We start from the raw sequence: 16,137 nt of genomic DNA, 5'->3' as shown, positions 1-16,137 counted from the left end.
GCTTAATAGAGTGACTGTTGGTTCAGGCCCTGAGGGCGGCCCGATTGGCAAGCGGGACATTATACCCCGTGGATACCCGCTGGGGGCTCCCACAGGCTCTCCCTAGAATTGCGCCCGCTGTGCCTGTCCTATACTCAAGCGAAAGGCGCGTAATACCACCGCGCACGATCACTGTGCAGACAAGCTCGCCGCACACCCGCGGCCACTTCGAGGAGCCTCCATGCAAGACCTCAAGCCGAGACCCCCAGCCAGTGCCGGGGAGATGATGGGACACCCAAAGGGGTTATACCTTCTGTTTGGCACCGAGATGTGGGAACGCCTCAGCTACTACGGTATGCGTGGCATCTTCGTGTTTTACCTGACCTCGGCGACCACGGCGGCCGTATTCGGCTGGGAAGCGCTGTCACAGTCAGAGTTGCAGTCCAAGGCACTCAGCTATCTGGGCTGGTACGCGATGCTGGTGTACCTGACCCCCATCATTGGCGGCTGGATGGCCGACAACAAATGGGGCCAGCGGCGCTGCATTATGTTTGGCGGTGTGCTGATGATGCTCGGGCAATTTGCGCTGGGCTTCCCCCACAGCTGGCTGCCGGACGGCACCGAGATCTATATGCTGTGGCTCGGCCTGGCACTGATGATCGTCGGCAACGGCTTCTTCAAGCCCAACATTTCCACCATGGTGGGCGACCTCTACGAGGAAGGCGACAAGCGCCGGGATACCGCATTCACCATTTTCTATATGGGTATCAACCTGGGTTCTATCCTCGGCTATCTGGTCATCGGCTGGATCGGCGAGAAAGTGGACTACCAGCTGGCCTTCTTCTGCGCCGGTCTCGGCATGCTGCTGGGCCTGATCCTGCAGGCCACCCAGTCGGATAAATTGCTCGGCGAAATCGGTAACCAGCCTTCCGCCAAGCTCGGCTTGAAGCCCAATTTGGATGACGAAGAGAAGAAGCGCCCACTCACCCCGGAGGAGCGCGACCGTATCAAGGTGATTCTAATTCTGGGTCTATTCACCGTTATTTTCTGGGCCGGCTTTGAGCAGGCTGCCGGCTCGATGAACCTGTTCGCCAAATACAATACCGACCTGCATATTTTCGGTTTTGAAATCCCTGCAAGTTGGCTGCAGATGGTAAACCCGCTGTTTATCATCATCCTTGCACCGGTGGTGGCAAGTATCTGGGTAGGGCTCGGCTCCCGCGAACCCTCTTCGCCGGCAAAATTCAGCCTTGGTCTTATCTTCCTCGGCCTCGGCTTCATTTCCATGGTGGGTGCGGCGTTGCAGATCGGCGATTCAGAAACTGCAAAAGCGAGCCCCTGGTGGCTGGTAGTGGCCTACATTTGCCACACCATTGGCGAGTTGTGCCTGTCGCCCATCGGCTTGTCCATGGTGACGAAGCTGTCGCCACTGCGCTACCTGAGCCTGATGATGGGTTTGTGGTTCGCCTTTATCGGCATTGCCAACAAAGGTGCGGCAGAGATCGGCAAGCTGGTTGGTGAAACCGGCCCGCTGGCGACCTTCGGTGGCGTCGCCATTGCGGCGATTACCGCCGGGATCATACTGTTCTTTATCCGCGAAAAATTGGTGGACTGGATGCACGGTGCGGAAGAAGAGCACACGAAAGTGAATGAGACCACCAAGGAAGAAATTGGTATTACTGCGGACCACGATGTGGCGCCGCAAAAAAAGTTTGGTGAGTAACCTCAATCCGGAAACTTCTACGGTGGCGGCAAAGCACTGGGTGGAAGTTTTCGGGACCGCTGTAAATACGTCCCTGTACGCTGCGTCGGCGACATCCCTGTCGCCGACGCTCCCGAAAACTTCCACCCAGCACTTCGCCTTCAGTCAACCGTAATTACTTCGATTAACGCCCTTTTACCAGATAGGCAATCGCCCTATCCAAACCCTCAATGGTCATCGGGTACATCTGGCCGTTAACCAGTTTCTGGGTCATAGCGGTGCTGGCGGTGTACTGCCAGTACTCCTCACCGGTGGGGTTGAGCCATACAAGTTTTTCGTAGGTATCGGTGACCCGCTGCATCCAGGCCGCACCGGGTTCCTCGTTCATATGCTCAACGCTGCCGTAACGACTGGTGATCTCGTAGGGGGCCATTGCCGCGTCGCCCACAAAAATCACTTTGTAATCCTTTCCGTAAGTACGCAGTACTTCTACCAGCGGTGTGGATTCTGAATAGCGGCGCTGATTGTCTTTCCACACATGTTCATACACAAAATTGTGGAAATAAAAGTATTCGAGATGTTTGAACTCACTGCGGCAGGCTGAAAAAAGTTCTTCGCACTGTTTGACGTAGGGATCCATAGAACCCCCCACATCAAAAAAGATCAGCACCTTTACCGCGTTGTGACGCTCGGGCACCATCTGAATATCCAGCAGGCCGGCATTGCGCGCGGTTGAGCTAATGGTGCTGTCCAGGTCCAGCTCTTCCGCGGCACCACTGCGGGCGAATTTGCGCAGTTTGCGCAACGCCACCTGAATATTGCGCGTGCCCAAGCTGACACTGTCATCCAGATTGCGGAACTGACGTTTTTCCCACACCTTGGATGCGGACTTATTACGACTCTGACCACCCACGCGAATGCCACCCGGGTGATAGCCGCTATTACCAAAAGGACTGGTACCACCGGTACCTATCCACTTGTTACCGCCGCTGTGCCGTTTTTTCTGTTCTTCAAGGCGCTTCTTGAATTCTTCCAGCATCTTCTCGAGCCCACCCATGGACTCGATTTTGGCCTTTTCTTCGTCGCTGAGCTGCTTCATAAACTCCGCGCGCAGCCAGTCCTCCGGAATCATCTGTTCCAGAATATCGTCGAGGGACTCCAGATCTTTGAAGTAGGCGGCAAAGGCGCGGTCAAATTTGTCGAAGTGCTTTTCGTCTTTTACCAGACAGGTACGGGCAAGAAAGTAGAAATCATCGAGGTTGGCATACACCAGACGCTGCTGGAGTGCTTCCAGCAGCGAAAGCAGCTCGGTGATGGACACCGGGAGCTGGTGGCGACGGAGATTTAAAAAGAATCCGATGAGCATGGTTGCGGTCTAGCGCCCTTCGCGGCGTGCCATAAATGCCAGCCGTTCAAGCATATGCACGTCCTGCTCGTTTTTAAGCAGCGCGCCGTACAACGGCGGAATTGCCGAACTGCCATCGCGGTTTTTCAGTACATCTTCAGAAATATCGTCGGCCATCAACAGCTTCAGCCAGTCGATCAGCTCGGACGTGGAAGGCTTTTTCTTCAGGCCCGGGACGTCGCGAATCTGGAAAAATACATCCATTGCCTCGGCAACCAGCTGCTGCTTGATATCCGGGTAGTGCACATCCACGATTTTTTGCATGGTCGCGCGATCGGGAAAGCTGATGTAGTGGAAAAAGCAGCGGCGCAGAAATGCATCCGGCAGTTCTTTCTCGTTGTTGGAGGTAATAATGACGATCGGGCGTTGCTTGGCGGTGATCGTCTCGCCGGTTTCGTATACAAAGAATTGCATACGGTCGATTTCCACCAGCAGGTCATTGGGGAATTCGATATCCGCTTTATCAATTTCATCAATCAGCAGTACCACGCGCTCGTCGGCCTCAAAGGCCTCCCACAGCTTGCCCTTCTTGATGTAGTTGCCGATGTCGTGAACCCGGTCCACGCCCAGCTGGGAGTCCCGCAAACGCGATACCGCGTCGTATTCATACAGGCCCTGCTGCGCCTTGGTGGTGGACTTGATGTGCCACTGAATCAGTTTGAGGCCCAGGCTGCTGGCCACCTCTTCCGCCAGCAGGGTCTTACCGGTGCCTGGCTCGCCCTTGATCAGCAGCGGGCGCTGCAGGGTTACCGCCGCATCGACCGCCATCTGCAGGTCGTCTGTGGCCACGTAGTTATCGGTACCGGTGAATTTCATGTGTACTCCGAAAGCCTGAGAATCGTAAGTATCCATGGTAAAGGAAGCCCACAGGGGGCCAAAGGCGGAATCGGTCAGAATGGATGACAGCAGCGGCCGCGCCCGGGCAAAGCGCGACCAGAATCAAGAAGCCAGTCAGAAACGGGCTATTCAGGCGGCCTCGGTGCGACGTCGGCGCACCACCTGGCGCCCCTTGTCGGTGATATACCAGCGAATGCCCAGATGGCTATGGATTTTGCCCACCATTTCGAGCACCAGCAGGCTGTTCAGGGCGCGGGCGACGGAATTGGTCTCCATATTGCCCTCCTGCACCATACCCGCCAGCGAACGGAATACGCACTCGCCGCTGTTGAGCAGGTTCAGCACGTGCAGCGCATTGTCGTCGAGCTTGCGAATCTGGTTAAAGTCCAGGGTCGGCCCCTGATCCGGGTCGCCTTCGATTTCATGCTCCAGCAGTGGCATGATTTCGAGCTGCATGGCGCGAATTTCCTGCTCGAGGTTTTCCACACGGGCACGGGCAATACTGGCATCCCGCAGCTGGCGCCGTGCAGCATTGAACACAAACATGCGCGAAGCGATGGCGGCGAGCAGGCAGTAGCCGGTAAAAATCAGCAGGCGGGAAGGGTCACCCTGAATTTCGATCAGCAGGTCGCTCTGGGTGAATTTCAGGAAAATCGGCACCATTAATGCGCCGCACAGGCCCATGATCAGGCAGCGTGCCAGACCCGCAGGATCCTCTTCTGTGAACAACATCTGGTAGTAATTGACCAGACCCCCGAGGATTCCGGAGACCAGCATAACGGCGGTCAATATAAGGAGGTGATCGAGCATCCCTGTCCCTTCATTCCATGCACAGTAAACGCCACGACAGGCACTTCTTGTGATTGTTAAGAACGTTTTGATTAGCTGTTTTACGACGGGCTTAAGTAGATATAGCAGCTAGCAGCGGGGACGGCTCAGGCGAACCAAAGGGAAAGAGGATCTGTGCGCCAGTAACCGCCTTTGTCGCGGACTGGCGCACGCATTTGGATATACGACGTCAGTACTGGTCACTTTCCGTCATGGGGCGATCTTTGCGACGGCGCAACATCAGCTTGATTATTCCGACGATCAGCATCACGGCGAAAGCACCGGCGGCGGCAAAAACCAGGCTGGCGGAAACTTCCGGCGTGGCGCCCTCTTCCTCAAATAGGGTCTGATAAACAAACAGCGGCAATACTGGCACCAGCGGGCCATCTGCCATTGCACCACGGGCGGGTACCAACAACACGGTTGCCGCCTCCAGCAAAATCAGGTTGCGTACCCAGGACCACCCCCAGTTACGCATAAACCACCAGCCCGCCGCCAGTAAAACAATGACGCCTGCGGTATACACGGCCCAGGCTAATTTGAACTCTTCCACTATTTCTCTGCTCTTTTTATTGCTTCCAACACGTTGCGCCTCGAAACTGGTTCGCCCAGTCACAGGCACACGCTAAAAATTTTTGATCGCGCGATTCATATCTGGCCGATTCATTACCGGCCTACTCATCACCGACCCAGGTAACGATATATTCCTCGTAGTCTTCCACATCTACATCGGTTTCGCTGATGACTTTGTCACGCACCGAGATACCCGCGCGATGTACCGACTCGGGATCACCGGAAACCAGCGGATGCCACTCCGGTAAATCGCCCCCTGCAGCGAGGATCCGGTAGGCGCAGGTTGCAGGCAACCAGGTAAAATCCACCGCGCGCTGCGGTGTCAACTGGGTACAGCCGGGCACCTGTTGCATGCGGTTAGGATAATCAGTGCAACGACAACTGTGGCTATCCAACAACTTGCAGGATACACAGGTCGTGGCAACTTCGCCGGTCTCTTCATCCTGCAGCCGATGGAGACAGCAACGCCCGCAACCATCGCACAACGACTCCCACTCGGCGTCGGTCATTTCCGCCAGGGACTTTCGTTGCCAGAACGGCCGCTGACTTACCACAATCGCTACCTCGCCACCGTTAAAAAATAATCAGCCGCGAGACAGTTTGCTGTTTTGCGCAGCAATCGCCCGCATTTCATCGTCCACTACCGGCGGCATTTGCAGATAGAAGCCTTGCTCCTGCAACTGCTTGATAACGGTCTCTGCTTCAGCACGCGCCAGGGTGCGCTCCGGGGTCAGAATCAGGGTAGTGACATGCACCGGCTCGCCGAACAGTTCCTGCAGCTTATCGGGTACACGCGCCAGCCCCTCCTGCTTTTGCACATACAGATACATTTCCTGTTCCCGCGGGCTGCGGTAAATATCACACAGGAGCTTACTCATACTTTTAACTCTTTCAATTCTTGCAGTAGTGGTTCGCCTACTACCGCGCGGCGCCAACCTACAAGGCGCCCTTCCAATGTTGGCTGCTGGGCCTGTACTAGTACTTCCAGTTCTTTTTTACGCACCAGAATTTCGGGTGGCAGCCCCGCCATTTCCGCCAGCTCGGTAACCTTTTTACGCAGCAGCTTCAGGACTTCACCCTGCTCGCGGTTGAGAGGCTGCGGCAGTCGAGCAGGAAGGTCCTCGCGTTCGGCCGCACCAGCAATGATTTCCAGCAATTTCTCGCCATAACGCCGCAAGGTCTTTCCTTCGAGCCCCGGTTGCGCCAGCGTCGCCAGGTACTTGGGCATATGCTGGGCGAGTGCCATGCAGACATTTTCTTTGATCAGGTGGTTGCGCGGCATATCTCTCACGCGCGCTTCACGCTCACGCCAGGCACAAAGGTCCTGCAACACCGCAAGCTGGTTCTGGCGCAGCCGCCAAGCACCCTTTACCTTGCAGTAGTAAAGTTCAGGAGACTCAGGCTGGCGCGCCGCGGCTACCATGGCCGTGCAATCTTCCCAAAGCCAATCGATACGTTCCTGCTCGCGCAAGCGTTTTACCAATATGCCGTACACCAGCGGCAACCAGGCCACATCCAGCGCGGCATAGTTTTTTTGCGAATCGCTGAGCGGGCGCTGCAGCCAGTCTGAGCGGGTTTCACTTTTCGGCAAATCGATCTGCAGCAGCTGGCTAACGGTTGCTGCATACCCCAACCCCGCGCCCATACCGCTGATTGCCGCGGCGATTTGGGTATCAAAAATCGGGTCGGGAATAACGCCGAGCAAACGCTCCAGCGTTTCCAGGTCCTCGCTGCAGGAATGCATGATTTTGATCACGCGTGTGTCTTGCAGCAATTCCTTCAGTGGCCCCAGATTGGTAATGGCCAGATTATCGATCAGGTAACAGTGTTTACCGTCGCCCACCTGCACCAGTGCCGGCTGTGGATAAAAAGTGCGGCTGCGCATGAACTCGGTATCCAGCGCAATAGCACTCTGGGTGCGCCAGCGCGCGCACAATTCCGCCAACTGCTCGTCGCTGTCAATCCAGATCGGAGTGACATCAACCAGCTGCTTATTTTCCGCAGTGAATGATTCAGCGTTAAATAAATCCGCCATTTACAGCACCGTCCGACTGTTGAAGGCGTGCGCCAAAGTGCCGCCATCGATGTATTCCAGCTCACCACCAATGGGAACACCGTGGGCGATGCGACTGACTGCCACCCCTTTGGCCCGCGCACGCTCCGCAATAAATTGCGCGGTGGCCTCGCCTTCCACGGTTGGGTTGGTAGCAATAATCAGTTCGCGAATCTTCGGTTGCTCCGCGCCCTCGTCACTGCTTTGCTTTTCGCTCAGGCGTTCGCCGAGTACATCCAAGCCAATATCCGCAGGACCGACGCCATCAATGGGTGACAGGTGACCGTGCAATACAAAGTACAGGCCGTGATAGTTGCCCGCCTGCTCAATTGCCAGTACATCCGCCGGTGTTTCCACCACACACAACAGAGAATGGTCGCGGCGTGTGTTGTTGCACAGGGCACAAATTTCCTGCTCGGTCAGGGTGCGACAACGGCTGCAGCGGCCGACTTTTTCTACCGCCTGCTGTAACGAACTGGCGAGCAGACCCGCCGCGTCGCGGTCTTTTTCCAGCAGATACATAGCCATGCGCTGAGCGGACTTGGGTCCAACCCCGGGCAGGCAGCGTAGTGCGCGAATCAGGTCTTCAATCAGGGGACTGAACATATTTCTTGTTTAAACGTAAAAAGGGCCCACGCTGGGCCCCGCAAAAATTTGGGAAAACGAAAACCGGTGTTAAATACTTGGCCAGATATGTGGTCAACCTGCGCAATCAGCCAAATGGAAACTTGAAACCTTCCGGCAGATTCATGCCCGCACCGAGGTTACCCATCTGCTCTTTCTGCACTTTCTGTACCGCTTCTTCAACACGACGAACGGTATCGTTCACCGCCGCCGCCAGCAGATCTTCGAGCATTTCCTTGTCTTCGCTCATCAGGCTGGCATCGATATTCACATCCACCACATCGTGGCGGCCGTTCATGGTCACCTTGATCATGCCGGCTCCGGACTCCCCGGTTACCCGCAGGTCGCCCAGATCTTTCTGCATTTTTTCCATGCGCTCCTGCATGTCGGCCTGCATTTTCTGCGCCTGCTGCATTAAATCGCCGAAACCTTTCATCATGGCAATTACCTATTTTCCATTTACTTCATTAATTCGTTTCTAACCCGGTCACTTTTACCGAGCTGCATTTAACCCAGATATTCGACCGAGTCTGGCACCAGCTGTGCACCCAGCTCCGATTGAAGCTCCTGCACCAGCGGATCCTGATTCAGCGAGTCACGGGCAGATAACAGCTGTGCTTCTTTGGTTGCCGCAATCAATTGCGCGGGGGTGCCACCGTACACATCGCCTACCTGAATCTGCACCGTGACTGGCTGACCGAAAAAGTCACCCAGTACATCCGCGAGGCGGCGCTGATGGCCCTCGTCGTACAAACTGCTGCGCGTCTGGTCCAGGGTAAAGGAAAGTATATTGTCCTGCCGTCCCAGTAACTCCAGGTTGGCGGCAATGGAGTGCAGGATACCGGTCACCCCCATTTGCGGGTACATGGCGGGCCAACTACCGGGAGTCAGAGCCTCCAGGCGTGCAGCGGGCGTCTGCGCCTGTTGCGAGGCTTGCTGCTCAGGCACACCTGCAGTTGCCGCCGGGTCCGGAGTCTCTGACTGCACAACTTGCTGGGGCGGCGCGGATTGCACCTCCGCTACCTGCTGACGCAGTCGCTCACGCATTGCCGTGCGCTCATCCGGCGCTGCTTCCGGCTGAATTGCCTGAGTCGCTGCGGCAACCGGTTGCTCGGCTACAATGGCTTCTGACACATTGGACTGAGCTGGCAGTTCGGCTACTGCCTGGTTGATCGGTGGCTGCGACACCTGCACCGCGGGCTCGGGTGCCGGTTGGTGCGCAGGTTCGGTTACCGGCGCACTCGTCTGAGGCTCCGGGGTGAATTCAGGGGCGGGCTTTTTTCCCGCATCATTCACTACCTCCTCGGAACCAGATGCCGACTGGGGCTCCACATCCCAGGGGGGAGCATCATCCACCGGGGGCTGCGCAGTGGGCGCTTCGGCTGCAGCCTCAAAGGGCTGTGGTGAAGTCGCTGGCGCTTCTGGTTGTGATTGCACAACGGGCGGCACCTTCTCTGCCACCGGTGGTTGCTGAGAAGGTTGCGGCGCTGGCTCTGCGGGCGCTTCCTGAGTCGGAACAATGGGCTGTGGCGAAGGCTGAACCGAAGTCTGCTGGGGTGCCGATTGCGCACTGGCCCCTGCACCTGCAAGCGGAGCGGTCGGGATATGGGCAACGCCCTGCGGTTTGAATGCGAGCATTCGCAGCAGCGCCATTTCAAAGCCACCGCGCGGGTCCGGCGCCATAGGCAGGTCCCGGCGTGCGAGCAACGCCATCTGATAAAACAACTGCACATTTTCGCCGGCCATTGCCGCCGCGTGATGCTGCAGCAACTCGGCATCGCCAAGGGCGTTGTCGATGGATTCCGGCAGCACCTGGGCAATGGCAATACGGTGCAGAATGGAGGCCAGCTCAGCCAGCGCTGCGCTGTAATCCGGTGCCTGTTCGGAAAGCTCGCCAACGGTATCGAACAATGCGGACGGGTTCTCGTCGGACAGAGCCTGCACCAGTTTCCACACCAGGGTACTGTCGAGGGTGCCGAGCATGGCTCGCACTTCTGCTTCACTGATCTTGCCGCCGCCGAAGGCAATGGCCTGATCGGTCAGGCTCATGGCGTCGCGCATACTGCCATCGGCCGCCCGGCCCAAATGCCACAGTGCCTGTTCTTCAAACGGCACCAGCTCTTTTTCCAGTACGAAGCGCAGGTGCTCAACCACCCGCTCCGGGCTCATATTCTTGAGGTTGAACTGCAAACAGCGCGATAGCACCGTCACCGGCAGTTTCTGCGGGTCGGTGGTGGCGAGCAGGAATTTGACGTGGGGAGGCGGCTCTTCCAGGGTTTTCAGCAGCGCGTTAAACGAGCTATTGGACAACATGTGCACCTCATCGATCAGGTACACCTTGTAGCGGCCCCGGGTCGGCGCATACTGCACGTTCTCCAGAAGCTCGCGGGTGTCCTCGACCTTGGTGCGGGAGGCGGCATCCACCTCAATCAGGTCGACAAAGCGCCCGTCGGCGATTTCGGTACAGACAGAGCACTGACCGCAGGGCTCGGAGCTCACGCCCGTTTCGCAGTTCAGACATTTGGCAAGAATCCGTGCAATGGTAGTTTTACCCACCCCGCGAGTACCGGCAAATAAGTAGGCGTGATGCAGGCGGTTGTTATCCAGGGCATTGATCAGCGCCTGAAGCACGTGCTCCTGGCCCACCATTTCCCGAAACAGCCGCGGCCGCCATTTTCGTGCCAGTACTTGGTAACTCATTCGCTCTCCGCCGTGGCCCCAGTTGACATGGGCGCCACCTTTTAGTCGATATCTGCCCACTGATCCGGGGTACTCCCGGCCTAGCTGGCATTGAAATTTGAGAAGTCCGCCATTATACCGGCATCGACGCGCAGGAATAGGTATGTGCCCGCGGTCACTCGATTTGTCGATCTGGCGTCCACTGAAGACGATCAAACCGGCCACTGGACGCACCAAAAAGAACCATTTTGATAAGTTCAGTCACTTTATCTTGCCAAAACGACCACTCGTCGATCGTTATCCAGCTGTGTTATAACTGACATGGTTGGCCTTATAACAATCATAACGAGCGCGACACGGGGAATCCGTCCACCAATGAGCAAAGCCCGGAAGACACTTCTGGAATCTCTTTTTGCCGATCACGGCCAGGCGCTGGTGCGCTTTGTCACGCGTATTGTGCGAAGTACCGAAGATGCCGAGGATATTGCCCAGAACGCCTACTTGCGGCTGCAGAAGCTCAGCGACGAGAAAGATCTCGACAACCCCCGGGCCTACCTCTTCCAGATTGCCAACAACCTGGCCGTGGACCAGCTGCGCCGCGGCAAACTGCATATCGACTATGTAAGCCAGCAATTACCCCCTGAGGGCGCCACCCCCACCGATGATGAGTACGGCTTTGACCAATCGCCGGAGCGGGTGCTGGCAGCAAGACAGCAACTACAGGCGATCCACCAGGCCATGGACAGCCTGCCACTCAAATGCCGCCAGGCATTCCTGCTGCACCGCAATCGCGGCCTGTCCTACTCAGACATTGCTCAGGAAATGAACATCTCCGTCAGCAGTGTGGAGAAGTACATTCTGCAGGCACTGAAAGTCTGTCGACAAAAGACCGGTGGTATGCGCTGAGGCTGAGGGCGCGCCCCCGGCCGAGCACTTTATCCACTCATCGCACATGCCCCCTCCACTAATCGCACATTGGTTGCGACTTGGTCTACCTTTGAACAAGCTTGGAGCATGGCATGCAATAACGCACCGCCGTGCAGCAAAAACATAAAAAAGTATTGAGGGCAAGGGGCTGTAGTCCGTCTTACTGGTATACACGGGCATCCATGTGAAAAAGAACGGACCAATCGTTCAAAATATGCTAAATTTTGCGGCGTTTTATCGTAAAAATTGCGCAGAACGAACAGGCACGTTGCTTTGGGCGCCAAACTTTAGCACCAAATTGGTGCGGCGAGACGGAAATGGAACTTATTAGTCACCATTTGCTCAAAAGACAACTCTGACAGTCAGCCCGATTCATAGATCGGGGAAAAGGTATTAGTGCGGTGAACCTCCAGGAAGTACAAAAAGGACCAACGGAAGATCAGCTCGATCAGGCTTGCGCCTGGATCGCTCGCTTGCGTTCCGATTCGATCAGCGATGCTGATCGACGTGCCTTTGCCAGCTGGATGTCCGACGATTCCGCCAACCGTCAGGCCTTTGATGAAATGGCTGAGCTGTGGGGCGACCTCGGCGCCTTTTCACACATGCCACTGAATGAACTCTATCCGGAGAGTGTGCCGACCAATCAGTCCGCCGCCGCAAGCACTCAATCCTCTCGCAAGTCAGCCTCTGCCTCTACGAGCGGCTGGAACCTGCCCCAATGGTTACTCGGTGGTGGCGCAGTTGCCGCCTGCCTGACCGTTGCACTCTGGGTGGGCAATCAGTGGCTGCAGCAAGCCCCGGCATCGCAACAGGTTTATGCAACTGCCGTTGGTGAGACGCGTACCGTGTCACTGGCGGATGGCTCGCAAGTACAACTGAATACAAACTCTGAACTGGTGGTCACTTTCAGCCGCGATGAGCGCCGCACCCAGCTGCTGCGCGGCGAGGCTTATTTCGACGTTGCACGCCAGACCGCCAGACCGTTCACGGTCGCTGCTGGTGAGGCCAACATTCGCGTGCTGGGCACCCAGTTCAATGTTGAGCGCAACCGCAGCAACACCCGGGTATCCGTTACTGGTGGTGTGGTAGCGGTGAGTGAAGCCCGTACCGCCAGCGGCCTGCAGCCCGAAACGGTGAAATTGACCCGCAATCAAAAGGTCAGCGTATCCGGTAGCGGCCTCTCCGATGTCAGCCGTACCTCGACCGATGAAGCGCTGGACTGGACCCGTGGACAGCTGGTTTTCGACCGCACCCCACTTAATGAAGCACTGGAAGAATTGAACCGCTACCTGGATGTGCCCGCTGCGGCGGCGGCCAAAGTGGGTGACCGCACCCTGTCCGGGACCTTCGAGCTCGCCGACCCGGAGAGCACCCTGTCTGCGATTGCGACCGCCCTGGACCTCGACCAGGACCAGAGCAATCCCAACCTGACTCTCTTGTCTCCCAAGCATAAGTAAGATATAAATCCCGCCCTGGTGATCGTACTTTTTTTAGCCATAAGCTAAACGATCGCCCATTTACGACATCAACTAAAACATAAGCTGTGTTTTCTGGTCGCCGATCGCGCCGGATACGGGCGGGATGAGTCGCATTGAATTTCCGGCATTGGGCAACGCTGTCGCTGACGGGTCTGCTTGTACTCTCGCAGAGTAGCCTTGCCGCCTGCCCGAAATCCGGTGTTGAACTCCCCTCCGGCAACCTCTCCAAAGCACTCATATCGCTGGGCCGCCAATGCCGTATTTCACTGGTAGTACAGGCGGATAGCGCTTCTTCTATTCAAGTCCCGAAACAATACCTTGAGACCCCCGACGGCAGTATTGCTCCTGCTTTGAAGCAGCTGCTGGCAAAAACCGGCCTCACATTTACCCACACAGGCACCAATGCTGTGGCAGTGGTGGCCAAAGCGAAGAAATCCGAACAGCAAGAGGCCGAAGACCCCCTCTTACCCGAAGAAGAGGTTATCGTCACCGGCCGCAGCCTGACCGGTAGCCATTTGCGCTACCTGAAGCTCGATAGCTATGCGCCGATCGATGTATTGGCGCAACCGGAGCTTGAGATCACCGGTGCCCAGACCGTCTCCGAACTGCTGAAATTTCTGCCGGCAGTGTCCGGCAACTCCACCAGCACTTCGGTGACCAACGGTGGCAACGGCACTGCCACCGTCACACTACGCGGCCTGCCTGCCAGCAACACCCTGGTGCTGATCAACGGCCGGCGCATCGTCAGCAACGGCTTTGGCGGGGAAGCCGCGGACCTCAATACTATTCCCCTCTCCGCGGTAGACCGGATCGAGGTATTAAAGGACGGCGCGTCCGCGGTGTATGGATCTGATGCCATTGCCGGGGTTGTGAATATCTTGCTGCGTAGAGACTTTGACGGCCTGTCCGTGAACAGTTACTACGGCCAGGCCGAACGCGGGGATCAGGAAACCAGTTCCTACAGCGTCACCTGGGGTGGAGGCAACGAAGATACACACCTGATGCTGAGCCTCGCGGACTACCGTCAGGGTGAAGTCTTGAGCCGCGATCGCGCCATTTCGGATTCTGCGGATAACCGTAATCGTGGCGGTACCGACTTGCGCTCCGCCGCTTCACCACAAGGATTCATTGCCCTCGAGGATGGGGTCGTCACCAATAGCGCCGACGGCTACCGTACCTGGACAATGGAGGACCTGTATAACTTCCGCGAATACACCTCCGCACTAGTCCCCTCGGAACGCCAATCTGTTTATCTGGCGCTCAACCATCGTCTCCAGGGCGACACGCAAGCGTTCGCGGAAGCCATGGCCGTTCGCACCCGCTCCCAGGCTGCGATGGCACCTACACCGGTGTTTACCCGCTTTGACAATGGCGATCTGACGATTTCCAGCGACAACATATACAACCCGTTCGGCGAAGATATTCTCGATGTGCGCAAGCGGGTGATTGAGCTGGGTCCGCGCGCGCAACACAATGGCACGGACACCTTCCGTTTTAACACCGGCCTGAAGGGATTGATGGACGACTGGCAGTGGGAGTTAACTGCGGCCGCGCATTACACCCGAGCCCGTGAGCGCCTTACCAACCTGATCGACCCTCTCCGCCTTTCTCGCGCTCTCAAGGGGCCGGACATCTGTGCGGAAAACAGCGACTGTGTGCCCGTTAACCTGCTCGGCGCAACCGGAAGCATTGACGAGCAGCAACTGGATTACATCCGCGCAACCAGTTACGTGGACGGTGTGAGCCGAATGGCGTCGGTAACTTACATTGCCGATGGTCCGCTGGGCAAAATCGCGTCGGGTGACATTCTCGCTGCGGCTGGCGTCGAGTTACGCAGAGAGGAAATCAGCTTCCACTCCATTGATGCCGCGGGCTCCTCGTTCATCGGTGGTGCCTCCTCGGGCGCTGCCAAGGGATACCGGCTGATTGGCGAAAGCTTCGCAGAAATTTCCATTCCACTATCCGCTGAACGACTTTGGTTGGATGGCGCAGTGCGCTACTCGGATTACAGCGATTTCGGCACCACGGCCAATCCAAAGATTGCTTTGCGCTGGCGCCCCCGGCCATCTCTTCTGGTGCGTGCAAGTTATGCCACTGGCTTCAAGGCACCGACCCTGGTGGACATGAATCAGACTGGTTACCAAAGTCAGGAATTCCTGTTTGACCCCTGTACCAATAGCGACGCGGCCCTCCTCCCCGGCTGCAACGGGCAAGCGGACCAGTCCCGGATTCAGTACCTGACAGAATTTGGCGGCAATCCTGGCCTGCAGCCGGAGACTTCGGATAACCGCTCCCTTGGCATCGTGTGGACACCGGGCAGCTTTACCGGCTTCCACGCCAGCCTCGACCTGTACGATATCCGTCAGAACGATGTGATCGACACCAGCCCACAATACCTGATCAACGAAAATGCAAACAACGGGCTCTTCAGTGATCGCGTACAACGCGACGCCGGCGGTGACATCACGCGTATCGTCGCCACAAGACTCAATATCGGTGCACGAGAAGTACGCGGCATTGACGCTTCCATGCGCTACCAGCATTTATCAAAAGAACTGGGGCTCATTCGCTGGTCCATGAATGGCAGCCACATTGACCGCTACCTGAATCAGCTGGCGCCGGGCAGCCCTGTTGAGGACCTGACGGGCACCTTCGTAGACGCCGCGAGTGGCGGTGCCGGCTCGCTCCCGGAATGGAAAGCCAACACCGGAGTTTACATGCAGCGGGGACGCTGGGAAGGCGGCTACACCATTCATTACGTAGACAGTCTGGAAGAAAGCTTTACCCTCGACAACGAATTCGTTAGCCGGGATATTCACAGCTGGACAACCCACGACGTTCAAATCGCGTACGCGGTACCCGTAGGATTTCGTTTTGCGATCGGCGTCGATAATCTGATGGACAAAGCTCCGCCGTTTGCAGCTTCCGCATTCAACGATAATTTTGACGCTCGCACTTACGACATTGCCGGTCGCTATTGGTACACAACCTTCAGCTTCAACATGTAAAGCAAACGTCGCAAAAAATTCTCCGCGGATTTTTCCTTCGCCCA

General features: G+C 56.8%; 14 protein-coding genes. 4 read left to right on the top strand and 10 right to left on the bottom strand.

Translation table 11 applies throughout. From position 1 onward, the window contains the following. The first annotated feature begins 220 nt into the window (after positions 1-220). A complete protein-coding gene (locus KUV22_RS08645) occupies positions 221-1,702 on the top strand; it encodes a peptide MFS transporter (RefSeq protein WP_261319279.1) in 1,482 nt (493 codons plus the stop codon). 163 nt (positions 1,703-1,865) lie between these two features. Here KUV22_RS08645 and KUV22_RS08640 read toward each other — a convergent pair whose 3' ends face one another. The 10 genes from KUV22_RS08640 to dnaX all read right to left on the bottom strand — a co-directional run bounded on the left by KUV22_RS08640 (position 1,866) and on the right by dnaX (position 10,701). Continuing rightward, positions 1,866-3,047, bottom strand: a complete 1,182-nt coding sequence (locus KUV22_RS08640) for a vWA domain-containing protein (RefSeq protein ID WP_222230158.1) — start codon at positions 3,045-3,047, stop codon at positions 1,866-1,868. Positions 3,048-3,056: 9 nt separating this feature from the next. Continuing rightward, positions 3,057-3,902, bottom strand: coding sequence for an AAA family ATPase (locus KUV22_RS08635; RefSeq protein WP_222230156.1), 846 nt, complete (start codon positions 3,900-3,902; stop codon positions 3,057-3,059). Between the two features lie 150 nt (positions 3,903-4,052). After that, entirely contained in the window at positions 4,053-4,733 is a 681-nt protein-coding gene (locus KUV22_RS08630; protein ID WP_077401181.1) for a YEATS-associated helix-containing protein, read from the bottom strand. A gap of 208 nt (positions 4,734-4,941) precedes the next feature. Further along, a complete protein-coding gene (locus KUV22_RS08625) occupies positions 4,942-5,304 on the bottom strand; it encodes a hypothetical protein (RefSeq protein ID WP_224917788.1) in 363 nt (120 codons plus the stop codon). Positions 5,305-5,425: 121 nt separating this feature from the next. Beyond that, positions 5,426-5,878 (bottom strand): YcgN family cysteine cluster protein, encoded by a 453-nt coding sequence (locus KUV22_RS08620; RefSeq protein WP_222230152.1) that lies wholly within the window; start codon positions 5,876-5,878, stop codon positions 5,426-5,428. A 30-nt stretch (positions 5,879-5,908) separates the two neighbouring features. Further along, on the bottom strand, positions 5,909-6,202 hold the full coding sequence (locus KUV22_RS08615; RefSeq protein ID WP_222230150.1) for a YcgL domain-containing protein: 294 nt from the start codon (positions 6,200-6,202) through the stop codon (positions 5,909-5,911). Further along, on the bottom strand, positions 6,199-7,359 hold the full coding sequence (gene rnd / locus KUV22_RS08610) for a ribonuclease D (protein WP_222230149.1): 1,161 nt from the start codon (positions 7,357-7,359) through the stop codon (positions 6,199-6,201). The genes KUV22_RS08615 and rnd overlap by 4 nt, the downstream gene beginning before the upstream one ends. Further along, entirely contained in the window at positions 7,360-7,983 is a 624-nt protein-coding gene (gene recR, locus KUV22_RS08605) for a recombination mediator RecR (protein WP_222230148.1), read from the bottom strand. Between the two features lie 106 nt (positions 7,984-8,089). After that, positions 8,090-8,437, bottom strand: a complete 348-nt coding sequence (locus tag KUV22_RS08600; protein WP_222230453.1) for a YbaB/EbfC family nucleoid-associated protein — start codon at positions 8,435-8,437, stop codon at positions 8,090-8,092. A gap of 71 nt (positions 8,438-8,508) precedes the next feature. After that, positions 8,509-10,701 (bottom strand): DNA polymerase III subunit gamma/tau, encoded by a 2,193-nt coding sequence (gene dnaX, locus KUV22_RS08595; protein ID WP_222230147.1) that lies wholly within the window; start codon positions 10,699-10,701, stop codon positions 8,509-8,511. 354 nt (positions 10,702-11,055) lie between these two features. Between dnaX and KUV22_RS08590 the strand changes: the two genes are divergently transcribed. The 3 genes from KUV22_RS08590 (at position 11,056) to KUV22_RS08580 (ending at position 16,093) form a co-directional block, all read left to right on the top strand. Continuing rightward, positions 11,056-11,586 carry an RNA polymerase sigma factor gene (locus KUV22_RS08590; RefSeq protein WP_222230146.1) on the top strand — a complete coding sequence of 177 codons (531 nt, stop codon included), beginning with the start codon at positions 11,056-11,058 and terminating at the stop codon, positions 11,584-11,586. A 422-nt stretch (positions 11,587-12,008) separates the two neighbouring features. Beyond that, positions 12,009-13,064, top strand: coding sequence for a FecR family protein (locus KUV22_RS08585; RefSeq protein WP_222230145.1), 1,056 nt, complete (start codon positions 12,009-12,011; stop codon positions 13,062-13,064). Positions 13,065-13,198: 134 nt separating this feature from the next. Further along, entirely contained in the window at positions 13,199-16,093 is a 2,895-nt protein-coding gene (locus KUV22_RS08580) for a TonB-dependent receptor (protein ID WP_261319278.1), read from the top strand. Positions 16,094-16,137: the final 44 nt, after the last annotated feature.

Source organism: Microbulbifer agarilyticus, assembly GCF_019800665.1.
Lineage (GTDB): Bacteria > Pseudomonadota > Gammaproteobacteria > Pseudomonadales > Cellvibrionaceae > Microbulbifer > Microbulbifer agarilyticus_C.
The sequence above is the reverse complement of the archived record's forward strand: the minus strand, read 5'-3'. Positions and strand labels throughout refer to the sequence as shown.